Source organism: Leucobacter sp. USHLN154, assembly GCF_037145595.1.
GTDB lineage: Bacteria > Actinomycetota > Actinomycetes > Actinomycetales > Microbacteriaceae > Leucobacter > Leucobacter alluvii.
This window is the reverse complement of the sequence record NZ_JBBCXF010000001.1, coordinates 695698-720116: the sequence shown is the minus strand read 5'-3', so window position 1 is coordinate 720116 and position 24419 is coordinate 695698. Positions and strand designations below refer to the sequence as shown.

The window sequence follows — 24419 nt, the reverse complement described above, 5'->3', positions numbered from 1 at the left end:
CCGATCCATCCGCGTCCGGAGGTCTCATGCGCTGGAGCAATTCCTCGCTCTCATGGAACGAGTTCGAGCGGCGGCTCTCGGGCCGCGCCCCTGACTCGGTCGGAGGCGACGAGGATGCGGGAGCGGACTCCGCCGAACCGACTGCCCCTGCTGCGCCGAGCACTGATTCGGTCGTGCCCTACGCCGAACTCCACGCTCACTCCCATTTCAGCTTTCTCGATGGAGCGTCCTCCCCCGAGCAGCTCATCGCCGAGGCAGCGCGCCTGCGGTTATCGGGCATCGCGCTCACCGACCATGACGGCTTCTACGGTGCCGCGTCGTTCGCCGACGCCGCCGACGCCGCCGACGCTCGTGCTCGGCAGTCCGGGGAGACGGCCCCGCTCACGGTCTACGGCGCCGAGCTCTCGCTCGGCCTCGACACCCCCCAGCTCGGGGTCGCCGATCCCATGGGCTCTCATCTGCTCGTGCTCGCCCGCGGCGCGAGCGGCTATCACCGGCTCGCCGCCGCCATCACCGAGGCTCAGCTCGGCGGCGGCGAGAAGGGGCGACCGGTCTACGATCTCGAGGCCCTCGCTGCTGCGGGCGGGAACGAATGGGTGATCCTGACGGGGTGCCGCAAGGGATCGGTGCGCCGCGCGCTCGACGGCGCAGCCACCCGCGCCGCTGGCGATGCCCAAGCGCTCATCGAGCTCGACCGGCTGACCGCGCTCTTCGGGCACGACAATGTGCACGTTGAACTCAGCCACCACGGGCATCCGGATGACGATTCACGAAACGACCGTCTCGCCGAACTCGCAGCCGCTCGCGGCCTTCCCACTCTCGTGACCGGAAACGTGCACTACGCCACCGCTGCCGATGCGCCGCTCGCCGAGTCGATGGCTGCGGTGCGCGCACGGCGGAGCCTCGCAGAACTCGACCCGCACCTCCCCGCCTCCGGTGCCGCCCATCTGCGCAGCGGCGCCGCGATGCTGCGACGCTTCGCCAGGCACCCCGATGCCATCGCGCGCACGGTCCCGCTCGCCGAGGAACTCGCCTTTCCGCTGCGCGCGGCTCGACCGCGCCTCCCGAAGCTCGACGTGCCGGACGGTCACACGCAGATGAGCTGGTTGCGATCCCTCGTCTGGGCCGGCGCCGAACGACGCTACGGCATCGCACTGCCCGAGAGCCATCGGTCTCGCATCGAGCGGGAGCTCGAAGTCATCGAGCAGAAGGACTTTCCCGGCTATTTCCTGATCGTGCACGATCTCGTTCGCGAAGCACGCAGCAGGGAGATTCTGTGCCAGGGGCGCGGATCGGCGGCGAACTCCGCAGTCTGCTTCGTGCTCGGCATCACGTCGGTCGATTCGATCTTCTACGGACTCCCGTTCGAGCGCTTCCTCTCGAGTCTGCGCGACGAGGAACCCGATATCGATGTGGACTTCGATTCAGAACGACGCGAGGAGATCATCCAGTACGTCTACGAGCGCTACGGGCGGCGCAATGCTGCGCAGGTCGCGAACGTGATCACCTATCAGCCGAAGGCGGCGATCCGCGACGCCGCGAAAGCCCTCGGATACAGCGCTGGCCAGCAACGCGCGTGGACGCGCGGTCTCGACCGCCATCGCACCATCGAGGAGGATCCGGAGAGCCCGATCCCGCTCTCCGTGCAACGACTCGCCCAGGCGTTCCAGAAGGCGCCGCGGCATCTCGGCATTCACTCCGGAGGCATGGTCCTCACGGAACGGCCGGTCGGTGAGGTGTGCCCCATCGAGCACGCACGCATGGAGCACCGCACCGTGCTGCAGTGGGACAAAGAGGGGTGCGAAACCATGGGTCTCGTGAAGTTCGACATGCTCGGACTCGGCATCCTCAGCGCACTGCGGCACACCTTCGACATCATCGCGCAGTCGACCGGCGAGCAGTGGACCTTCGACACCGTGCCGAAAGAGGAGGCCGGGGTGTACGACATGCTCTGCCGGGCCGACGCTATCGGCGTCTTCCAAGTCGAGAGCCGTGCGCAGCTGAACACGCTCCCCCGGCTGCTTCCGCGCAAGTTCTACGACCTCGTCATCGAAATCGCTCTGATCAGGCCCGGCCCCATTCAGGGCGGCGCAGTGCATCCGTATCTCCGACGCAAGAACGGCCAGGAGGATGTCGTCTACCCGCACCCGAAACTGGTGCCGGTGCTCGAACGCACGCTCGGCGTGCCGCTCTTCCAGGAGCAGCTCATGCAGATGGCGATGACCGTGGGCGGGTGCAGCGGCGAAGACGCGGATCTGCTGCGCCGATCCATGGGCTCGAAACGCGGCCAGGAACGCATCGACAGCCTCAAGGCCAAGCTCTTCGACGGCATGGCCGACAACGGCATCACGGGCGACGAGGCGACGCGGATGTACGAGCAGATCGAGGCGTTCGCCGGATTCGGATTCGCCGAAAGTCACTCGATCAGCTTCGCACTGATCGTCTACGTCAGCTCTTGGTGCAAGCTGCACTACCCGGCCGCGTTCCTCGCAGGTCTGCTGCGCGCGCAGCCCATGGGTTTCTACAATGCGCGCTCCCTCACCGAGGACGCCCGCAGGCACGGCGTCGAGGTGCGCCCACCTGACGTGCAGCGTTCCGAAGCGCTCTCGAGCCTCGAGCCGCTCGACCCAGGCCGATCACCCGAACCGTCCGCATCGGAGGCCGACGCCGCACATGATCGTCGCCCGCCGACCGGCTCCGACGACTGCCTGGCGCCGCATCACCCGGAACCTGGCCCGTTCGTCCGCGACGCTCCAGACACGAGCGCCCTGCACCGCAGGGACGGCGCGTTCGCGGTACGGCTCGGGCTCACCGAGATCCGCGGCATCGAGCGCGAGACCGCGGAGCGCATCGCGCGCGCCCGCGCCGAAGCGCCGTTCCAGGACCTCGCCGATCTCGCCCGCCGGGCGGACCTCGATCGCACCCGGCTGGAGGCGCTCGCAGCATCCGGGGCGTGCGAGAGCCTCGGCCTCGACCGCCGCGAGGCGCTGTGGGCGGCAGCTCCCGCCTCAGACAACCGCGAACGATTTCTTCCGGGCATCGCGGTGCACGTGCAACCCCCACTGCTGCCCGTGCTCAACACCGCCGAGCAGACTGCGCTCGACCTGTGGACGACCGGTGTCGCCACCGGAACGCATCCGCTCGCCCTGCTGCGCGACGGGCTCGATGCGCGCGGAATCATCCGGTCGGATCGCACCAGGCACACCCCGCCCGGGTCCGTCATCGAGGTCGCGGGCCTCGTCACGCACCGGCAGCGACCTGGCACCGCGAGCGGCATCACCTTCCTGACGCTCGAAGACGAGTCGGGTACGGTCAACATCGTCACCTGGGCGCAGGTCTGGGCGCGCAATCGGCTCGTCGCCCGCGCTTCACCCGCGCTCATCATCCGCGGGGTGCTCGAACGGTCACCCGAGGGCGTGGTCAATGTGATCGCGCAGACATTCGAACCGCTCGCCGCTCCGATCGGCGTGAACTCCCGCGACTTCCGGTGATCCACGATCGCCCGCGCCGCCGATGGCCGACCGGCTAAGCTGACTGCGTGCATACCTCGACGGCGCTGCTCACCGATCACTACGAGCTGACCATGGTCGATGCGGCGCTGCAAGCCGGCACCGCTCACCGGCGCAGCGTGTTCGAACTCTTCGCGAGACGGCTCTCCGGAGCGCGACGCTACGGAGTCGTCGCCGGCACCGGGCGCCTCCTCGAAGCCATCGAGCGCTTCCGATTCACCGACCAGGAGCTCTCGTTCCTGAACGAGCAGCAGGTCGTCAGCGCACGAACGCTCGACTGGCTCGCCGATTTCCGGTTCACCGGCAACATCTGGGGGTATCCCGAGGGGGAGGTCTTCTTCCCTGGCTCCCCGCTGCTCACCGTCGAGTCCAGCTTCGTCGAGGGCGTGCTCCTCGAGACGCTCTCCCTGAGCATCCTGAACGCCGACTCCGCCGTGGCGACCGCCGCCTCCCGCATGGTGCACGCCGCTGCCGGAAAACCGCTTGCCGAGATGGGGTCGCGACGAACCGGCGAGTACAGCGCCATCGCCGCTGCGCGCGCCGCCTACATCGCCGGGTTCACGGCAACGTCGAATCTCGAAGCCGGACGCAGCTACGGCATTCCCACGATGGGCACCGCGGCTCACAGCTTCACTCTGCTGCACGAGACCGAGCGCGACGCATTCGCTGCCCAGATCGCGGCGCTCGGCACCGGGACGACACTGCTGGTCGATACGTACGACATCGAACAGGGCGTCCGCACGGCGATCGAGGTCGCGGGTACCGAGCTCGGCGCCGTGCGCATCGATTCCGGAGACCTTCCCGTCGTCGTCCGGCGCGTGCGACACCTCCTCGACGAACTCGGCGCCACTCGTACGCGCATCACCGTGACGAACGACCTCGACGAGCACACCGTCGCAGCCCTCGCTGCCGCCCCGGTCGACAGCTTCGGCGTCGGCACCTCGGTCGTCGTGGGCTCCGGCACCCCGACGATGGGCATGGTCTACAAGCTGGTCGCCCACGAGGATGCATCGGGTGCGTGGGTGTCGGTTGCGAAGAAATCGGCGGAGAAGGCGTCAGTCGGCGGCCGCAAGAGCGTGCGCCGTGCACGTACGGCTGCAGGCGTTGCCACGAAGGAGCTCATTCTGCTCGGCGACGGACCCGGAGGAACGAGCGAGGGGCAGGACTCGGACGGGCGAACCGTGCTCGAACCACTCATCGTCGGCGGAACCGTCCAGCCGGGATTCACGGGGCGGGACGGCATCGCTGCGGCGCGCGAACGGCATCGCACCAGCGTGGCGGAGCTCCCCCCGGTCGCGATGAGCCTGACGCGGGGCGACCCCGCGATCCCCACCGAGTACCGCTGAGCGGAGACGCGCTACTTGCGCATCCGCTCGTAGACCCGCTTGCAGTCGGGGCAGACCGGAAACTTCTCCGGATCGCGCGACGGCGTCCACTTCTTACCGCAGAGCGCGCGGACCGGCTTCCCGGTCACCGCCGACTCCATGATCTTCTCTTTCGGGACGTAGTGCGAGAAGCGTTCGTGGTCTCCGTCCTCGATCTGCGAATCCTCGAGCAGCTTCTCGAGTTCGCGGTCGAGCACATCTGTGCCACCGCCGGTGTCGGAATCGTCGCGTGTGAAGATACCCATGCGCTCAGTCTACTCCGCCGTGGGCGAGCTCAATCGAAGATCTGGGTGACGGCGATCAGCTCGGGTCCGCTGCGATCGAACAGCCATCCGCCGATCAGAACGCCGAGCACCAGCACCACGAGGCCGTACCCGATTCCGAAGGCGAGTGCCCACATGTTCTCCGTGAACTCGACGTCGACCAGCGCGTTGACGGCGAACCAGACCGGAGGCACCGCGAGTACCAGCGCGAGGATCATCGCGATCGTCTGAGCCAGGCCCGAACCGGTACCCGCCCCTTGCGGCTGCACGAAGGGGCTGTCGCCGGGACGCGTCGCCGGGTAGGGCGTCAGCACGGAAAACACGCACGAGACGGCGCACGCGACGAGCAGCACCCCGATGTTCATTCCGACGACGGCCGGAAGGATGCGCCAATCGCCGACGATCGTCACGGTGATGCTCGAGCCGATGACCGCGAGCGGTAGGCCGATCATCAGCACGGGTGCGAGGCGGCCGGCACGATCCGCTCGTCCGCGCGTGCCGCTTGCGACGTGCTCCCAGATCGCCGTCGAGTCCATGGCGATGTCATTGTGCTGCGACCACCCGAGCAGAAGCAGCATGACCGGAAGCGGCACGAGCGCGAGCGTCGTGAGCGGGGCTCCCGCCACCCAGAACGCGAGCATCATGAACACAGGCGCCAGAGGGATCGCGAACAGTGCGACTCGATAGCGCGGATCACGGGCCCAGTAGGTCAGCTGACGGGCAGCGATCACCTGTGCCGGCCGTGCCGAGAACCGTTCGAACCAGCCGAGACCACTGCGGGCGACACCGGGTGAGAGCGGGCGTTCAACGCGCCGGTTCGAGGCGGCGACGAGCGCGAACCAGAGGGCAAGCAGCACGACGATCGCTGCAGCGACGATCGCCAGATACATGCCTGCAGCGTCGAGATCGCCGGCACCAGCCGCTTCGACGGCAGCGAAGGGCGCGCCGAACGGGGTCCAGGCGAGCTTCTCCGCGACCTGGTCGACGGCGTCGAACCCGCCGGGAGCGAACACGGTCGCACCCGCGAAGACCGCGAGCGGCAGGAGTGCGACGATGAGCACGACGCCTGTCGTGCGCAGCGCCCCGGCGAACCGCTGCCCGGCGATCAGACGGGACAGGAGCGACATGACCCGTGCGCTCGCCACCGCGAAGAGCGCGGCAAGAATGAAGGCCACGGGAGCCGCCCATGCTGGCTCCTGCCAGGCGGGACGCGTGGCAGTGAGCGCCACGAGCCAGACGATCAGCAGGAAGAACGGCCAGGTGATCACCGACGAGAGGAGCAGTCCGCCAGCGATCGCGCCTGGTCCGGCCGGATACTGGACGAACTGTCTCGGTTCCAGCATTCTGCGGTTCTCGAAGAACGGCACGAGGAACACGCCGAGCAGCACCGCGCCGCCGATGAGAAGATCGACCGCGGATCGTTGCTGCGGGTCGTCGATGAGCACCGTCGGTGCGATCGCCAGGAGTACCGCGGCTGCGGCGAGTATCGCGTAGAGCAGCGTGGTGCGCAGTGCCTTTCCGAACGAACCGCGGAAGCCGCCGCCGAGCAGCGCTACTCGGAGTCGGAAGAGCCGGAAAGCCACTCGAGCCCCTTCCTCGCGTCGCTCGCTCCGGTGAGCTGCACGAAGCGCTCTTCGAGGCTCAGTCCATCGCGTACGGCGTCGACGGTTCCCTGAGCGATGACGCTGCCGTCGACGATGATCGAGACATGATCGCAGACGCGCTGAATGAGATCGAGGCTGTGGCTCGACATCACCACGCTGCCGCCGCCCGCGACGTACTTCTCGAGGATGTCCGTCACATTCGCCGCTGACACGGGATCGATGGCCTCGAAGGGCTCGTCGAGCACCAGCACCTCCGGCGCGTGAATCATGGAGCAGGCCAGAGCGATCTTCTTCTGCATCCCGGCGGAGTAGTCCGAGACCAGGCGACCGAGCGCCGACTCGAGCCCGAACGCCTCGGCGAGCTCCGCCGAGCGCGTCGCAACGGCCGCCTCCGGAACGCCGTGCAGCACCCCGCTGTAGTAGAGCAGCTGGGCGCCGGTCAACCGGTCGAACAACCGCAAGCGGTCGGGCAGGGTGCCGATAAGGCGTTTCGCTGCGGGCCCGTCCGTCCAGACGTCGACTCCGCTCACGGTGACGCGACCCGAGGTGGGACGGAGCAGACCGCTGATCATCGACAACGTGGTCGTCTTGCCGGCGCCGTTCGGCCCGACGAACCCGGTGAAGGATCCGGCGTGCACATCGATCGATACGTCGCCAGCTGCGACCAGCGACCCATAGGTCTTCGTCAGCATTTCGGTGCGCAGAACGACGGGATTCTGCTCGGCGATGCGGCCGCGCTCCCGTGCGCGCACGACCGAGGGAACCGGCACCTCGATGCGGCCGGTCCGGGGAGCCCTGGCCGAGGAACGCGGCGCCGTCTCAGCGGCGGGCTCGTTCTCCGGCGCTTGGGCATCGGCGGAGGACGGTTCCGGAGTCGGCTCGGGTGCGGATTCGCCGGCCCCCTCCATCGGTGCGGACGCCGGTGCGCCACCGGCCGTTCGACTGGGGCGCAATCGCGATCCCCCGCTCGTCCCACTCGACATCTCGCCGATCACCGTCTCTTCACTTGGCATCGACCCCCTCTGGGGTTCGGGCTCGGGCAGGGCAGACGGGGTTACGGGCGGCACGGGTTCTAATTTAGCAAAGGTTCGGGGTCGGTTCGTGTGGCCTCGCCGACCGCCGGAAGACGGCAGAATAGCAATGTGACTCTTTCACCTCGTTCTCGGACCCGGCGCACCAGCGCGTGGTCGTCGCTGTGGCTGCTGACGCGGCGCGATCTCAAGGTCCGCTACGCGACGTCACTGCTCGGGTATCTCTGGTCCATCCTCGATCCGCTGCTGATGAGCCTCATCTACTGGTTCGTCTTCACCCAGGTCTTCCAGCGAACGGTCGGCGAGCAGCCGTACATCGTCTTCCTCCTCACCGCGCTGCTGCCGTGGGTCTGGGTCAACGGCGCGATCTCAGACTCCACCCGGGCATTCCTGCGCGATGTGAAACTCGTGCGTTCAGTCGCATTGCCGCATTGGATCTGGGTCGGCCGAATCGTCTGCTCGAAGGGCATCGAGTTCCTGTTGAGCCTGCCGGTGCTCATCGCGTTCGCGATCCTCAGCGGAGCGCCGGTCGGCTGGGGCATCCTGCTGATGCCGGTCGCCGTGCTCCTGCTCGCAGCGCTCACGCTCGGCGTCGGTTTGATCGTGGCGCCCCTCGTCGTCTTCTTCCGCGACCTGGAGCGAGCCACGAAACTCATCCTCCGAGTCCTGTTCTACGCTTCGCCCATCATCTACGGTGCCGCTGATCTGCCCGAGTTCGCCCGGCCGCTGGCATGGCTCAACCCGCTCTCCGGCATCTTCGCGCTGTTCCGCGCCGGATTCTTCCCCGATCAGCTCGACTGGCCGCTCATCGCCGCATCCACCGCCATGACGGTTCTCTTCCTGGGAATCGGGATCCTCGTTTTCCGCCGCGCCATCGGCGGCGTGTTGAAGGAGCTGTAACGTGACCGCATCGCATCTGGGCGCCCCGGCAGCCGCTCCGGCGGCCGATCGAATCATCGCCGTCGACGATCTGGGAGTGCGGTTCCGCCGCAATCGCGGCTCGCGACGAAGTTTCAAAGATCTGTTCTCCGGTCGTGCGCGGCGCGGGCGGCCGGGTGACTTCTGGGCGCTGCGCAATGTCTCGTTCGACGTGCGCGCGGGCGAAGCCATCGGCGTGGTCGGGCGCAACGGTCAAGGTAAGTCGACGCTTCTGAAGCTGGTCGCCGGCGTGCTCTTCCCGGATGAGGGCCGCGTCGACGTGAGTGCCGGCGTCGCGCCGCTCATCGAGATCACCGGCGGCTTCGTCGGTGATCTGACCGTGCGCGACAACGTCTGGCTCACGGCCGGTCTGCACGGCCTGAGCAAGCGCACCATCTCCGAGCGCTTCGACTCCATCATCGAGTTCGCCGGTGCGGAGGATGTGATCGACACGCCCTTCAAGCACCTGTCGAGCGGCATGAAGGTGCGCGTGGCGTTTTCGGTCATCTCGCAGCTCGATGAACCAGTGCTCCTCGTCGACGAGGTGCTCGCCGTCGGCGATAAGTCATTCCGGGCGAAGTGCTATGCCCGCATCGAGCAGATCCTCGCCGAGGGGAAGACGCTCTTCCTCGTCTCCCACAATGAGCGCGACCTCAGGCGCTTCTGCTCTCGCGGGTTGTACCTCGATCGCGGTCGGCTCGTGCTCGACGGCGACATCGAAGCCGTGCTCGACCGCTACAACGCCGACCACCCGGTTTGAACTCCGCGCCCCGTGGTCCGCTTCCCCGCCCGCACCGAGCACGGGCGGGGAACCCGCTCAGCCGAGTCCGCGCTGCGCCCGTTCGGCATCGGCGCGCGTGAGCAGCTCGGCGATCGCGGCGTGGAACCTCTGCGTGGGGGCGCCCGGCGTCGTATCGCCGAAGTAATGCGCTGACCAGGTTCCCAGCCGCTCACGCGCGGCCTCGTCGCCGATCACCCGGTCGAGCACCGCAGCGATATCAGGCGTATCAGCGGCCGCGAGCCACTCGCACACGCTCAGATACCCGGTTGCGTCGACTGCCGCCTCCGGAGAGGCCGGCCGCGTCACCATGAGCGGCCGCCCGGTCGCGAGGCGGTCGTAGACCATGGCCGAGATGTCGCAGATCGCGACATCGGGCAGGCTGAGCTGCCATCCGAGACGCGAGCTCGTGTCGTAGACGTGGTGAGCGGTGGGGTCTGCGCGGTTCGCAGCATCGATCATGGCGATGATCCGCGCATTCGCGGCGCCGAATTCGCTGTCGACGACCCCGCTCCTCGGATGAGGGCGGTACACGACGCGGTGCCGTCCGGTCGCGATCAGGGCCCGGACGAGTGCTTCGCCGTGCGAGGCCACCGATCCGTAGCTCGCGGCCGGCCTGTCGCCCTCCCACGTCGGCGCGTACAGCACGACGGTTCGCTCGTCGGGAGTGAAGGGCGGGGCCCCCTCCAGGTGATCCGTCTGCGGCCGCCCGATCGACATCGTTCGCGCCTCGACATCGTAATTCCAGAGCGCCCGGCTGAGTCGTTCGCGCGCGGCGTCTCCGGCTACGAACGCGAAATCGTAGGTCTGGTACTGGTTGCTCGTCATGTACATCTTGTCGCTCTCACCGTGATTGACGAAGACATGCCAGCGCTGCCCGTACCGCATCATCTGGAAATTGCGCGTGTTCTGGTTGACGTACAGGATCACGTCGAGGCGCTGCTCCTCGAGCACTCGCTCGATCTCGGTCACGCGCTGCACGAACTCGACCGCGAGTCCGCTCTCGCGCATCAGTTGACGCGCGCCCGACGCGTTCCGCGCGAGCACGAGCACCGGCCAACGCTCCGACAGTTTCTGGAGCGGCGCGTACCACTGCCGCATCTGGTAGATGTTCACATCGCTATCGGCGAAGTACACGCCGATGGTGAAGTGCTGCTCGGGTATGGGCCCTCGCTCCTCGATCAGCTGACGCAACTGAAAGTACGCCTGACGCCCTTTGAGCACGCGCTTGCCGAGCCGAAGCGCGCGCTTCACATCTTTCGCCAACTGCATCCTGCAAGCCTAACCGGGTGCGGCGCCGAAGCGCCTGAACCAGCGGGCGCAGGCGTGGAATATGGGAGGATCGACGGGTGCATCTCCCCGCCCTCCCCCGTCTCCCGGCCGTGAGCTACGTCATGCCCGTGCTGAACGAGGAGGGATTCCTGGAACGGGCGGTCCGCACGATCCTCGATCAGGACTACGCGGGCGAGAAGGAGATCGTGCTCGCGCTGGGCCCGTCGACCGACCGGAGCAACGCGATCGCGCTGTCGCTCGCGGCGGAGGACGGGCGAGTCCGCCTGGTGGAGAATCCGGAGCGCGACATTCCAGCGGGGCTCAATCGTGCGATCGCGGCGAGCCGGTACCCGATCATCGTCCGCGTCGACGCCCACTCGGAACTCACCCCCGATTACACGCGCCTCGGGGTCGAGATACTCGGAAGCCGGCACGCCGCGAATGTGGGCGGCATCATGCGTGCGGCGGGCGCGAGCGACGTGCAGCGCGCCATTGCTCGCGGCTACAACAGCCCCTACGGGCTCGGAGGCGGCGCGTACCACGGCGATGGGGCGGCCGGGGAGGCGGAGTCGGCGTATCTCGGAATCTTCCGCCGCGAGGCCATCGATGCAGTGGGCGGGTATGACCGCGAGATACTGAGAGGAGAGGACTGGGAGCTGAATCTCAGGATCCGCAGGGCCGGCGGTCTGGTCTGGTTCTCCCCCGCGCTCGGTGTGACCTACTGGCCGCGCGCGAGCTTCGCCGACCTGGCGAGGCAGTTCTTCGCCACTGGAACGTGGCGCGCGGTGCTCGTGCGAAAGTACGGTCGCGCGAACCCGTGGCGATTCTTCGCCCCGGGCGCTCTCGTGCTCGGACTGACTGCAAGTACGGGCGCCCTCGTCCTGCTGACCATCGGCGTCCTGCCGTGGGCATCCGCCTGGACGGTGCTGCTGGTGCCCATGGCCGCCTACCTGGCCGGGATCGGCGTCGCCGTTTTCCGCATCCCCGATCAGCGCGGCATCCGCGATCGGCTGCTCACCGCGACGACGCTCGTCACGATGCATCTCAGCTGGGGCGCGGGCTTCCTGCGCGGCATCGTCTTCGGCGGCGGACGCATCTTCGGTCGTGGCCGCGTCGTGGACCGGTCGCGCGTCTAGAGCGAGGATCGCGCGACGAGAGCGTCCACCACTCGAGATGCAGCGCGGCCGTCGTCGTACGGAGTGAAGCGCTCCCGCCATGCTGCGGCAGCCGGCTCGTACTGCCGCAGCCATTCGGCGTCCGGTCCGTCTTCCGCGAGGGCGCGCGCATGCGAGACGATCTCTTCGCGGGCGGCGAGGAGCGGCCCCGGAGCATCGCGCTCGAAGTCGAAGGTGAAGCCTCGCTCGCGGTCGCGGTACGCGGCGAGATCGGGCACGAAGAAGAGCATCGGCGTTCGCGACACGGCGGCATCGAACATGATGGACGAGTAATCGGTGACGAGCACGTCGGCCGCGAGGATGACGGTGGCGGCGTCGGGATGCCGGGAGGCATCGATCACGCGCGCGTCCGCTCCCCCGTACCTCCCGAAGTCGTGGGTTCGCGTGTGCCCTCTGGCAACGACCACCCACTCATCGCCGAGTTCTTCGGCGAGGCTTCGTACGTCGAGTTCATCGACGAGGGTGACGCCTCGGTCGCGCCAGGTGGGCGCGTACACGAGCACGCGAGCGTCGGGCGGTACGCCGAGCTCGGCGCGGGCGAGACGAACCGCCACCGGATTCACCGTGTGGCCGGCGAGCGCCTGGGCGAGACTGTCGTCCCGCGGGTACCCGGTCTCGAGAATGTCGCCCCGGAAGGCGTAGCTCGTGCGGAACTGCTCGGTGGAGTGCGAGTTCTGGGAGAGCATCAGACTCCATCTGCGGCTCTCACGGAGCACGGCGATGCGTGTGCGCAGTCCCACGTCCGGACGCCCGAGCGCCAGATGCTTGAGCATCGTGCCGTGCCAGGTCTGCAGCACGGTCTGTCCGCGCCGGCGGCGGAAGCCGTAGCGCAACCAATCGTTGACGATCAGGAGCCGCGCGTACCGGCGAGCCGCGAACCATTCCCTGCCGCCGACCAGCACGGGCACCGCACCCTCCGGCACATGCTGACGCTCGCTGACCACGCTCCAGTACCGAGGCCGATCCGGAAACCGTCGAGCGATCTCGCGATCGAGCGCGAGCGGGTTGCAACCGATCTGGCGTCCGTAGAAGCTCTCGAAGAACACGCCCTCGGGATCGATGAGTTCCGCCGCCGGAGCGCGAAGTCGGGTGATCTCGCCGAGCACCCGCTGTGCCGAGCATCCATCGCGGTACGTGTGGAAGCGTTCGGCGAGCGCACGCGCTTCGCCGATGAGCGCTCGGCGCTCTCCTGGGGCCGCGAGGGCGTCCCAGGTGCGCAGCACCTCCGCCCAATCCCGCGCGACGCGTCCCGACGCGGTCACCTCGAGCGGCTCATACAGGCCACGGGTGCTGCCGTAGCGCTCAAGATCCGGAGCGAACCAGATGATGGGGCGCTCGAGCAGGGCGAAATCCAGCGCGAGCGACGAGTAGTCGGTGATCACGGCATCGAACGCTCCGAGCATCGGCGTGATGTCGCGCAGCAGTTCTGCACCGAGGGCGTGCACGCGGTCGCCGAGGAGCGCGTCGTACGCTCCTCCGCCGAGCGGGTGCGAGCGCACGACGAGATGCGCCCCGGTGCGCGCGCACGCCTCGCGGATGGCCCGCGCCTCCGCGTCATTCGGAATACCGGGGTCGGGATCGCCGTCCCGCCACGTCGGCGCGTAGAGCACCAGCGCATCCGACTCGGCGATGCGAGCGCCCGCCTGTTCAAGAATCGACCGCACGGCTACGCGAGCCTGGGCTCCGCCATCGGTCTCTGAGGCTTGCCGTGCGAGCGCGTCGTCGCGCGGATCCCCCAGCACGCGCACCTTGCCGGGAGCCACTCGAAAGGCCGAGCGAAGGCGTTCGGCCGCGAGGGGCGATCCCGCGACGTAGAGGTCCACCTGCCGGGATCCGGCGCGGTACATCCGTCGCAGCAGCGCGCGGATCAGCGGCGGACCGGCTACCTTCGTGGTGACGGGCGAATCGAAGTGGAGGCGTTTGAGCGGGGCTCCGTGCCACAGCTGCACGATGAAGCCTCCGGTGACACCGAAGCGGTTCACATCGCCCATCCCGTGGGTGACGACGATGTGACCGGCCCGCAGCGTCGCCCAGAAGCCTGCCCGGCCGCGCCGCTCCACCGCCGTGAACCCCTCGGCGCGCGCACGATCCGCTTCATCCGCGTCGGCGACGAGCCAGGCGATCTCGGCGTCCGGCTGCTCGATGCGCAGCCGACGCGCGACGGCGAGCGCACCCTCCCCGACTCCGGCCCCGCTGCCGAATGCCCAGCGGGAACGGACGCGAGGGACGAACCACGAGAGGACCAACGACAGCAGGTACTTCGGGAGGGCGAGGAGCTTCGAGAGGTTGCCGCTCGCGAAGTCGAATCCGGCGGTACTCATCGGTATTACTGTAGGGCATTCCCGCTGGGCGAACCGGAATCTGCAGCGGCTCCGCATGCACGTCGAAGTGCCGCGAACGTTCTGCGGGGAACGTTCGCGGCACTCATCGTGCGACGCAGGTCGGGTGTCGGACGATCACCATTCGAGGGTGCCGAGCGTCACCTCGGTCTCGGCTGCCTTGCCGTTGCGCATGTACTCGATCCGCACCGAGCTGTCGCCGGCGTGCATCCGGATCAGCGCGGATACCGAGGTGCCATCGACCGCTGAGACGCCGTCGACTGCGGTGATCACATCGCCGGGCTTGAGACCCGCTTTCGCTGCCGCCCCGTCCGGAACGACCTCGACGAGCAGTCCGCCCGCGAAGTCCGCGTCCGCATCGGTGTCCTGCGATGAATCGGCGACTGACGCTCCGAGGAGTCCGTGCGACGGCTGCTCCCCCGCGATGATCGAGTCGGCGACGCGGGAGGCGAGATTCGACGGGATCGCGAATCCGAGACCCACGCTTCCTGCGGTGCCTCCGGTCGTCGACGTCGACGCGATCGCGACGTTGATGCCGATGAGCTCGCCCTTGCCGTTCAGCAGCGCGCCGCCCGAGTTCCCCGGGTTGATCGACGCATCGGTCTGAATCACGGGGAGCGTCACGCTTCCCGAAGATGTCGACGGCTGCTGCTCCTGTTGCTGGCCCTCCTCGTCGGGGAGGCCGAAGCGGAAGTCCCAGGGCAGTCCTCCGCCGCCGGAGCCATCGTCGCCGCTGCCGTCATCCGGCGTCGGCTGCTCCTCGATCAAGGGGCTTCCGACTGAGATACCGCGATTCAGGGCGCTCACGACGCCGCTCGTGACCGTGTTCGCCAGATTCAAGGGTGCGCCGATCGCGACGGTGAGATCCCCCACATCGAGCTTGTCGGAGTCTGCGACTGCTACGGCGGGAAGATCGGTGGCATCGACCTTGACCACTGCGAGATCCGCATACGGGTCCACGCCGACGAGGCTTCCATCGAAGATGCGCCCATCGCTCAGCTTCACGCGAATCGCGGCGTCGCTCATGGCCGCGCCGTCGAGCGTCACCACATGCGCGTTGGTGATGATGTAGCCGTCATCGGAGTAGATCACACCGGAGCCCGAACCGCTCGAGTTGCCTCCCGCGACCTCGAGTGTGACGACACTGGGAGTGGCGACCGCTGCGACTCCGGAGATCGCGGTCGCGTTCTCCGCGTTGTTCAACGTGATCGCGCTGCTCCCCGACGCACCGGTCGTAGCCGACTGCGGCGCGTTCGCCGACACGACCGCAGCGACGCCGCCCCCCACGACGCCGCCGAGGAGTGCGCCGACCGCGAGTCCGGCGAGGAGCATGCCCGAGCGGTTCTTCGCGTCTTTCGACTTTCCCGTATCGTCAGCACCGCGGTGGTCGTTCGGCCCGCCGGGTGCGCCTCCGCCGAGGTCGCCCGGAGCGTGGGATCCGACCGGCATCGCCCCGTATCCGAACGCGCTCGCGTGCTGATCTGCCGGAGCCGTCGGATGCGTCGGTGCGTGCGCAGTCGGTGCGCCGAGGTTCGGCGATCCGTGCGGAGCGTGCGGCTGCGAAGCGGCGCTCTCGGGCAGGAACCGGTCGCCCGGGAGCTGCTGCGTCGGGGCATCCGACTGGGGCACTGGAGTCGACGATGGCTCGCCAGTGCTCGCGTTCTGCGCGGAGGAGGAGATGAGGCGACCGTCTGGGCCGTACTCGGGTGTGGTGCTCATGGGGGCTCCCTTCGTGTAGGTCTAGCTTGACCTCCCTTCCTATGAATTTCGCTTGGAGTACCTGCAGAGCATCTGCACGCCGCGGTCCCGTGTGCACTTCGTACGCTCCGGTTGGCACGAGTCGTGCCGACGCCCGGCCCTTCCGAGCATTCACCTCGCTGGAAGGGCCGACCGCCGGCACGATTGCCGGCCTTCCCTCACTCTCCCGAGGATGCCATATCGCGGCACTCCCGGAAGACGATCGGGCCGCGCCGGTGTCGGCGTACGCCCCAGGCCAGCGCGGCCACGCCGAGGAGCAGGAGCGCGCCTCCCCCGGCGATCCACGCGGCCGCGGCTCCCTCTCCCGTCGTAGCGAGTGCGGGCGCCGCACCCACCGGGCGGACCTCGAAGTCCTCGCTCGGAGCACCGCAGGCGCCCTTCGCCACCACGTGCTCCTTCCCGGCCTCGATCATGACGAGGGTCTCGACGTAGCCGCCGAGTCCGACATGCTCGGGACGGGTGAGCACACTCCTCGATCGGTACGTTCCCGGGCCGTCGACCACGACGCCCGCAGCGTCGCCGAGTTCGGCGAGTTCGTGCTCCGGCGAGCATACGAGCGCACCGTGCGCATCTCGCCCGTACGCGCTGAAACGCACCCGGAATTCGATGCCATCGCGCTGCACGATGGGGCCGCCGACGAACGCCCGGTCGAACATCGGCTGCCCGACCTCCACCGAGCCGGCCGAAACCGTGCGCACGGTCGGCGCCTGCACCGTGGTCGTCTCCTCTGGCATCCCGCATGCTCCGCGGTGCAGCTCTCGCTCCGCCCCGTTCTCCCACTGCGACAGCGTCTCCACCCACCAGATGGTGTCGCCATATTCGGGGAGCGCCGTGATCTCCGGCGAACGAACCGTGCCGGGCTCGGTGACGCTGACTGGATCGAGCGTGAAGAGGAGGTTGTCGTCCGTGCAGTGCGCCGCGTCCGTTCCCGTGGCCGACGCCTCGCCCCGATACCCGCGGAAGACGACGCGGTGCTCCACGCCTGCACGCTCTGCGAGGACACCGGTGATCGTCGCCTCATCGCTGATGAGGTCGCCGATCGCGGAGAACGCCGCCGCGTTCGTGGTCACCTCCGGTGTCGTGATGTTCGTCGTCTCGCTGGCGATGCCGCACTCGCCCGTGTGCATTGCCACTCGAGCGTCGCCCTGGATGAGCCACAGCGTTTCGACCCACCAGACCGCGCCGACCCAGTCCAACTGTGCGACGACGCTCGGGGAGACGATCTCGCCCGGGCCCGTCACCGGCACGGCCGATGTCTCGAACAGGAGATTCTCTCGTGTGCACACGGCTCGCCCGCCCCCTTCGTCCGGAGCCGGCTCCTTCGCTACCCCGTCACCCGCGTCTCGCGGTGCGGTCCCCGCGCCGTATCCGGCGAACGTCAGTTCCCACCGAGCGCCGGCGTTCTCCGCGAGCGCCCCCGATACCACCGCGGTGTCGGATATCTCGGCGCCGACGGGAGCGGTTTCCGTCGCCAGGGTCTCGACCGACGGGCGCCCGATCGTCGTGGTCTCATTGGCAAGACCGCATTCGCCGCGGTGCAGCGTGCGGGGCCCATCCGGTGTCTCGAGGTACAGCGTCTCGATCCACCAGACCGTCGTGCCATGCTCGGGTCGCGCGGTGAAGCCGGGCGAACGCAGGTCGCCGGTCCCGGTGACGGGAATCTTCTCGGAACGAAAGATGATGTTCTCGGCGCTGCAGCTCGGTTCGACTGCCGTGCGCACCTCCGGGGTGTCCTCGATCGCGCCTTCCGGAGCGCGGTAGGCCTCGAAGCGCATCGAGTACGTCGCGCGTTCCGCAAGAGCGCCGGACACCGTGGCCACGTCGTAGAGCTCGTCGCCGAGCGCCGCTTCCGAGAGCGCCTGCGTGACGACGGCCGGCTGATCGATCCTGGTCGTCTCATTGCTCAGCCCGCACTCGCCCTCGTGCACGGTCTTGCCGTGCGACACGACGCGCTCGACCCAGTGGATCGTGCCTCCGGATCGCACCTGCGTCTCGGGCGACGCGTACGCTCCCAGCCCGGGAACGGCAATGCCGGATGCGCGGTGGACGGGTTGCGCGAGACAGCGTTCCTCCGCGGAGAGCGATTCGAGTTCGGCTTCGCTCCATGTCTGCGGATCGCGCCGTTGCTCCAGCACGGGGTCGCGACCGCGCAGAGGCACGGGCGCCCCCGAGCTGTCGCGCACCGGAGTGCCGTCCTCCGCCAGCTCGAGCACGGGGTATGGAGTGCCGTCTGCGGCAACACCCGCCGTCGACGCACCATTCTCGTCGGCCACGGGAATGCGGTTCCCCGCTTCATCAAGCAGCGGTTCTCCTGCGGCATCCGCCCACCACTCCTCCCAGAGCAGCGCGCCGGTTGCAGGGTCTTCCGCTTGCGCCTCATACGGATCGCCCAGTACCGGCTCCCAGTGCTCGTCGAACTTCTGCGCCCCGGCGCTCGGCTCCAGGTACGCCGTGAAGTCGGCGACCGCGTCCGGCCACATCTCCAGGGTGCTGTCCGGTGTCTCTCGAACGATCAGTCGATCCAGCATGGTGCCCCCTACCGTGGCGTCCGGCTGCGCCTGAGAGGACGCGATCGGTGGGGCCGGGGGCGCAGGAACGTCGTGAAGCACGTTGGGAAAGCGACCTCCCAGGTCCGCCGATTTCGAACTGCCCGTGGCGACTGCGATTCGCTGCCCGCTGGCTCCCGAGGCGGTCGCGGTGTCGTGGACGTCGAGCACCGCATCCCACCCGGCCGTGCCTCTGGCCTCCCAGGAGCCCCCGAGCGTGATGCGACGCGCACCGGGGTCTGCCTGGACGTAGCGCGCCGAAGCCTCGGTACTCGGAACTTGGAGCGTCGCAGCATCATTGCGCACGAACGTGCCGCCAGTGACGCTGAGCGTCGTGGTGCCCTTCGGGTACGCGACCCGGTAGCGGCCCTGCTTTCCGCCGGGGTCAGGAGTCACCTGTAACTCCCCCGTGACGGGCTTCGCAGCCACCGGCGGTTTCGCATTCGCCTTCGCGTCCGCATAGAGCCGGTCGGATTCCGCGACGAGGTCCCGGCCACGGGCTGAGCTCAGCAGCACACCGATCTTCTGGTCGAGGGCCGGATTGCCCGCGGCGAAGTTCTCGCGCATGCGCCAGATCGTCAGCTGCACCGCAGCAGCGGTCCACGCATCCCCAGTCTGACCGTGACGGTCCATGAGGTAGTTCATCTGCCTCATGCCGTGTTCGTCATCCCACGCCGGGAACATCCCGGCGATACCCGGCAGATACGGGAGTCGCCCGAGTGAGGCGATGTACCCCGACGGCTCGTGGCGACCGACCTCGATGCAGTACGCGCGAGTACCGTTCGGCATGACGAAGTTCGAGATCGTCAATCCACCGGCGAACGAGACTTCTTCTCCTCGTGATAGCGCCTGAGCGGGAGTCGGCGGCGCGAAAAGGGCGGAGCTGAGCGCGAGGGCGGCGACGACGAGACCTGCGAGCGCCATCCCGGGCACCGATCGCACCACTCGTACCGTCTGCATCTTTCGCACGGTGTGCGAATCCCGAGCGCGTCTCCTTCGCCACCCTCCGTTCAGCCAGTTCACCTTGGTCATGCCCAACTCCTTTCGACACCGCGATCACATGCGGACGACTCGTGAAACGGAGCGTCCTGCAGCGATCGTGGCCTGGAGAGCAGGTACGGCTCGTGAGCTCTCCACACCCACTGGGCTCGCGAGAATTGCGCCTGATTCCGCGACGTGCTAGAGTTGGGTCTCGTGCCGCGGGGTGGAGCAGTTCGGTAGCTCGCCGGGCTCATAACCCGGAGGTCGTGGGTTCAAATCCCGCCCCCGCAACGAAGAAAAGCCCTTGATCTGGAGTTCTCTCCCGACCAAGGGCTTTTTGCTGTGCTTCAGGAGTGCACTGCTGGAGTGCGCACCGCCTCACTTCCGCGCATGTGAGCGAACGCTGCGCCCGAGATCGACTGTTCGGTCGCGCGCGCCTCAGCCATGTGAGCGACGACAACGAAACGCGCACGCGTTGCGGGCGATCGAAGTACGCGCGGCAGCCCGCACGCTGAAACGCAGACCGGACCGGATCTACTCGCGTCGTCCCGGTCCGGTCTGCTCCTGAGGCTGAGCGCTACTCCGCTTCGAGCGCCGCCTCGATCGCCTGCTGCAGACGCTCGTCGGCTTCGCCGTAGGCGGCCCAATCGCCCTTCTGCATGGCAGCATCGCGTGCCTCGAGAGCCTCCTGCATTTCCGTCAGAGTCTCTCGGAGGGTGCCGGTCGCACCCGAACCCGCGTCACCGGCACCGGTGTCACCCGAGTCGGGATCCTCCGCCGCCGGGTCCCCCGTCGTGGGGGTCGTGCCCGTATCACCGGCATCGGCGCCGGAGTTGCCTCCGAAGAGTGCATCCAGTGCCTCGTCCAGCGTGTCCTCGAAGGCGATCTGGTCGCCGAAGGCGACGAGCACCTTCTGCAGGATCGGGAAGCTCGTGCCGGACTTCGCTTGCACGTAGACGGGCTGCACGTAGAGCAATCCGCCGCCGACCGGCAGCGTCAGCAGGTTGCCGCTGATGACCTGGCTCTCGCCCTGGCGGAGGATGTTGAGCAGATTGGAGACGTTCGAGTCGGTGGTGAAGCTGTTCTGCACCTGCCCCGGCCCGGGAATCGGGTCGCCCTTCGGCAGCGTCAGCAACTTCAGCTTTCCGTAGTCCTCCGAGACCGTTCCGTCTTCAGAGCCGGCGTTCGAGTTCGCTGCGAGATACCCGGTGAGGATGTCTCGGGACCCCTCACCCGATTGATCCGGAATGTACGTCGAATAGATCGAGTAGTTCGGATCGGCATCGGCCCCGGCCGCGAGCGTCAGATAATACGGAGGCTGAGCGAGCTTCGCCGCACCCGCGGTCGCGGTCGACACCGGATCATCGGGCGTGCGCCACTTGTCCTCTGCCGAGTAGAAGGCGTCCGCGTTCGTGACGTGGTACTCGCCGAGCATCGCGCGCTGCACCTTGAACAGGTCGCTGGGGTAGCGAACGTGGCTGAGCAGGTCGCCGCTCATCTCCGAGACGTCTTTCAGCGTGCCGGGGAAGATCTTGCCCCACGACTTCAGCAGCGGATCCTCGGTATCCCACGCGTAGAGGGACACGGAGCCGTCATACGCATCCACGGTCGCCTTCACGGAGTTGCGGATGTAGTTGATCGGCTTGCCGAGCGGATCGCGCTCGGAGGCGTCAGCGTCCACCGTGAGCTCGTTCATGTCCGAGGATTCGGAGTAGGGGTAATCGTCGGAGGTGGTGTAGCCGTCGACGATCCAGACGACGCGCCCGTCGACCACCGAGGCGTAGGGCGCCTTGTCGACGGTCAGGTACGGGGCCACCTTCTGCACGCGGTCGACCGGGTTGCGATCGTACAGGATCTGCGAGCCGTCGACGACCGCGCCGGAGAGGAGCACCTCCATGTCCTGGAACTTGAGGGCGTAGATGAGCTTCGTGAAGATGTTGTCGAGCACGGGGCCGCCGTCGCCCGAGAAGGTGGTCATGTTCTGACGTCCACCGTCTTCACCGGCCTCCTCCGCTTCGACGCTCTGCTCGGTCGCAGGATCTTCAGCACCCGGCTCGGCCGGCTCGGCGTCTGCGGCCTCCTCGGCGGAGGCTTCGGCGTTGCTCTCGGCATCGGCGGGGAAGTCGAGCTCGATCGCCTTTGAGCGCTCTCCACCCACGATGGAGTACTCCGGGGAATCCATGCCGAAGTAGATGCGCGGTTCGAAGGTGCCCAGCTTGCCGCTCGTCGGAATACCGTTCTCCAGGAAGACCGGCTCGCCCCCGGGCGATCGCTGGTTGCCGAATGCCGCCACGAGCCCGTACCCGTGGGTGTAGACGAGCGTCCGGTTGTACCAACCGGTCTGCTCTTCGATGTTGATGTCGCGTACCGCCGACACGGTGTCCTCCACCTGGCCGTCGATCTCGTAGCGATCGACGTTCAGCGATCCGGGGAACTGGTAGTACTGACGGATCTGCTCGAGCTGAGCGAAGGTGGGAGAGACGATCTCGGGGTCGATGATGCGAATGTTCGCGGTCGTCGTCGCGTCGTTGCGCAGCGCGCCAGGCTCGGCGTCGGTGACCGCGTCGTACCGTTCCTTCTCGACGTCCTCGATGCCGTACGCGGCACGGGTGGCCGCGATATTGCGCTCGATGTACTCGGACTCGAGGCTCTTCTCGTCGGGCCCGACCTGGAACTGCTGCACGGCCCAGGGGTAGCCGACGCCCAGCACGAGGCTGGACGCGATCAGCAGCGCCGTGCCGATGACCGGCAGACGCCACTTGCCGGTGAAGGCCGTCACGATGAACAGGATCGCGACGATGATGGCGATTCCCGCGAGGATCTGCTTCCCCGGGATCACCGCGTTGACGTCCGAGAACATCGCACCGGTGCGGATGCCGGAGCTCCCCGTCAGCGTGCGGTACTGATCGAGCCAGAGGCTCGCGGCCTGCAGCACGAGGTACAGGGTCGCGAGCACCGCGGCTTGAATGCGCGTCGACTTGGAGACGCGAACGTCACGACCGGAGAACGCGATGCCGCCGTAGAGGTAGCTGGTCGCGATGCCGGCGATCAGCGCCAGCAGCGTTGCGGCCGAGGCGAACGCGACGATCCCCTGCAGCATGGGCAGATCGAAGAGGAAGAACGAGATGTCGAGACCGAACTGAGCATCGGTCTCCCCCGTGTTCTCGCCGTTGAACCAGAGCAGCACGCTCTGCCACTGCGCGGCGGTGCTGAATCCCCCGAACAGGCCGACGACGGCGGGCAGACCCCACTTGACGAGGCGACGGAGCGGTTCGAAGAGCTCCTGGTACCGGTCGAGCTGGGCAGTCAGTCGCGCGTAGACGGGGCGCTTGCGGTACGCGATGTCGATCGCGAAGAACACGGGCACCGCGATGCCGAGGAACCCGATCAGGAACATCGCTCCGGCGGCGAGCCATTGCGTGGTGAGCACCGGCAGGTAGCCGGTCTGTCGATACCACATCACTTCAGCGAGCACCGCGGCCACCGCGAGGAAGCCGAGAATCAGGATCACCACCAGCACGACGGTGATCGCAAGCGGCGAGAGCCGGCGCTGACGGGTGGCCTGAGCCGGGGGGTTCGGGTCGGTCACGTCTTCGTTCACTTTCCTGTCCAGTGCGCACGCGATGGTGCTGGGCGGGGTGGGTCACTTCACCCTACCGGGCTGCGCTGGTAAAACCCGGGGGCGGTATCGGCATCTACGACGATTGAGACCGAGCTGAAATCTCGGCTCCGCAGCGCTCCAACCCGGCGGGGGTGTCGCCTGAAGCGGCGGTTTCGATCGCGTCGATCGCCTCGGTGAGGGTCGCGACTGGCGCGACCCGCAATCCGTCGGGAATCCGCTCGGGAACATCGGCGCAGTTGCCGAGGGGCATGAGAAAGAGGTCGCTCTCCGCTCGAGCCGCCGCCCACATCTTCTGCTCGAGCCCGCCGATGGGCCCGACCTCTCCGGTATCGGCCATCGTCCCTGTGCCGCTGACGGTCATCCCGTCGAGCATCTCCCCCGGGGTCAGCCGATCGTACATGGCGAGCGAGAAGGCCATGCCGGCGCTCGGGCCGCCGATGTCCTCGAGCTGGATCTCCACCTCGCTCGGGAGCTCGAAATCCGTTGCGACGGTGGCCCCGATCAGCGGTTCCGTCGCCCCGTCCGGGATGGTCGGGGTGAGCTCGACATCGACCGGTTCCCCGTCGCGCTCGATGCCGACCCGCAGCGGCTCGTCGCCTCCGGTTGCGATGGTTCGTTCGCGAAGCATCGCGAAACTCTCGATGGGCTCGCCGTCGAGCGCGACGAGACGGTCTCCCGGCTCGAGCACGCCGTCCGCCGCGCTGCCGCCCGCGACCTCTGCGACGCTGAGCACGACGTCGACGTCGTCGCCGACCTCGCGGAAAGCCGCCGCGGCGGCGAGCGTCTGCGAGCTCGCCATGAGCGCCGTGTTCTGCGCATCGCGATCATCGGAGGTCTCTCCGTCGCGGAAGAAGTCGCTGAGCGGCGCGATGCGCTGCGACGGGTCGACGACCGCGGGCAGGAGCGAGAGCCAGCTGCGTCGCCGGTCAGGGTCTCCGAGGATCTGCACGGTGAGCAGGTTCAGCGTGCCGCTCGTCGGATACGTCTGAGCGTCGGGGAACGAGACGACGGGCTCCGTGGCATCGTCCACGGTGACATCGCCGAGCGTGTCGACCACGGGGCCGGGCCGCTCGATGACGTACGGCGAGGGGATCGCTCCTGCGAGCAGCACCGGGATCGCGAGTGCGCCGACGATCCAGAGGCCGCGACGCCGCCCTAGGCCCGCGTCCGCCTCGTACTCGACGTCCGAACGTGTCCTGCCGATGTGCTGACCCAATGCTCTCCTCGTGCACCCCGCG

14 protein-coding genes and 1 tRNA gene are annotated in these 24419 nt (G+C 67.9%); 6 read left to right on the top strand and 9 right to left on the bottom strand.

What is annotated here, in order from left to right:
- Positions 1 to 26 precede the first annotated feature (26 nt).
- Together WFH23_RS03360 and WFH23_RS03355 are read left to right on the top strand one after the other, a co-directional pair.
- The gene (locus WFH23_RS03360) at positions 27 to 3491 is read left to right on the top strand and encodes an error-prone DNA polymerase (protein ID WP_336661571.1); all 3465 of its coding nucleotides are present in this window, start codon (positions 27 to 29) and stop codon (positions 3489 to 3491) included.
- Positions 3492 to 3538: 47 nt separating this feature from the next.
- Positions 3539 to 4855 (top strand): nicotinate phosphoribosyltransferase, encoded by a 1317-nt coding sequence (locus tag WFH23_RS03355; RefSeq protein WP_336661570.1) that lies wholly within the window; start codon positions 3539 to 3541, stop codon positions 4853 to 4855.
- 11 nt (positions 4856 to 4866) lie between these two features.
- On the opposite strand, the gene WFH23_RS03350 is transcribed toward WFH23_RS03355, so the two are convergent.
- From WFH23_RS03350 to WFH23_RS03340, 3 genes are read right to left on the bottom strand one after another with little or no spacing between them, the layout of a single operon-like run.
- Positions 4867 to 5139 carry a DUF3039 domain-containing protein gene (locus WFH23_RS03350; RefSeq protein WP_090148186.1) on the bottom strand — a complete coding sequence of 91 codons (273 nt, stop codon included), beginning with the start codon at positions 5137 to 5139 and terminating at the stop codon, positions 4867 to 4869.
- Between the two features lie 29 nt (positions 5140 to 5168).
- A complete protein-coding gene (locus WFH23_RS03345; RefSeq protein WP_336661569.1) occupies positions 5169 to 6740 on the bottom strand; it encodes a hypothetical protein in 1572 nt (523 codons plus the stop codon).
- Positions 6710 to 7774, bottom strand: coding sequence for an ABC transporter ATP-binding protein (locus WFH23_RS03340; RefSeq protein WP_336661568.1), 1065 nt, complete (start codon positions 7772 to 7774; stop codon positions 6710 to 6712). Before WFH23_RS03340 ends, WFH23_RS03345 begins: the two co-directional genes overlap by 31 nt.
- 129 nt (positions 7775 to 7903) lie before the next feature.
- Between WFH23_RS03340 and WFH23_RS03335 the strand changes: the two genes are divergently transcribed.
- Both WFH23_RS03335 and WFH23_RS03330 read left to right on the top strand, forming a co-directional pair.
- Positions 7904 to 8692: an ABC transporter permease gene (locus WFH23_RS03335; RefSeq protein ID WP_090148177.1), complete on the top strand. Its 789-nt coding sequence runs from the start codon at positions 7904 to 7906 to the stop codon at positions 8690 to 8692.
- A 1-nt stretch (position 8693) separates the two neighbouring features.
- Positions 8694 to 9470, top strand: a complete 777-nt coding sequence (locus WFH23_RS03330) for an ABC transporter ATP-binding protein (protein ID WP_336661567.1) — start codon at positions 8694 to 8696, stop codon at positions 9468 to 9470.
- Positions 9471 to 9527: 57 nt separating this feature from the next.
- On the opposite strand, the gene WFH23_RS03325 is transcribed toward WFH23_RS03330, so the two are convergent.
- Positions 9528 to 10760: a CDP-glycerol glycerophosphotransferase family protein gene (locus WFH23_RS03325; protein ID WP_336661566.1), complete on the bottom strand. Its 1233-nt coding sequence runs from the start codon at positions 10758 to 10760 to the stop codon at positions 9528 to 9530.
- 77 nt (positions 10761 to 10837) lie between these two features.
- Here WFH23_RS03325 and WFH23_RS03320 point away from each other — a divergent pair, with 77 nt between their 5' ends.
- The gene (locus WFH23_RS03320; protein WP_336661565.1) at positions 10838 to 11896 is read left to right on the top strand and encodes a glycosyltransferase family 2 protein; all 1059 of its coding nucleotides are present in this window, start codon (positions 10838 to 10840) and stop codon (positions 11894 to 11896) included.
- Here the strand turns inward: WFH23_RS03320 and WFH23_RS03315 are convergent.
- From WFH23_RS03315 to WFH23_RS03305, 3 genes are all read right to left on the bottom strand, one after another.
- On the bottom strand, positions 11893 to 14256 hold the full coding sequence (locus WFH23_RS03315) for a CDP-glycerol glycerophosphotransferase family protein (RefSeq protein WP_336661564.1): 2364 nt from the start codon (positions 14254 to 14256) through the stop codon (positions 11893 to 11895). The two genes, WFH23_RS03320 and WFH23_RS03315, sit on opposite strands and share 4 nt — an antisense overlap.
- Before the next feature lie 135 nt (positions 14257 to 14391).
- On the bottom strand, positions 14392 to 15993 hold the full coding sequence (locus WFH23_RS03310; RefSeq protein ID WP_336661563.1) for a S1C family serine protease: 1602 nt from the start codon (positions 15991 to 15993) through the stop codon (positions 14392 to 14394).
- 197 nt (positions 15994 to 16190) lie between these two features.
- Positions 16191 to 19610, bottom strand: a complete 3420-nt coding sequence (locus tag WFH23_RS03305) for a hypothetical protein (protein ID WP_336661562.1) — start codon at positions 19608 to 19610, stop codon at positions 16191 to 16193.
- A 166-nt stretch (positions 19611 to 19776) separates the two neighbouring features.
- Between WFH23_RS03305 and WFH23_RS03300 the strand changes: the two genes are divergently transcribed.
- Positions 19777 to 19850 (top strand) — tRNA-Met (locus WFH23_RS03300).
- 286 nt (positions 19851 to 20136) lie between these two features.
- Here the strand turns inward: WFH23_RS03300 and WFH23_RS03295 are convergent.
- Positions 20137 to 23148, bottom strand: a complete 3012-nt coding sequence (locus tag WFH23_RS03295; RefSeq protein WP_336661561.1) for a UPF0182 family membrane protein — start codon at positions 23146 to 23148, stop codon at positions 20137 to 20139.
- Positions 23149 to 23254: 106 nt separating this feature from the next.
- Entirely contained in the window at positions 23255 to 24397 is a 1143-nt protein-coding gene (locus WFH23_RS03290) for a YlbL family protein (protein WP_336661560.1), read from the bottom strand.
- Positions 24398 to 24419: the final 22 nt, after the last annotated feature.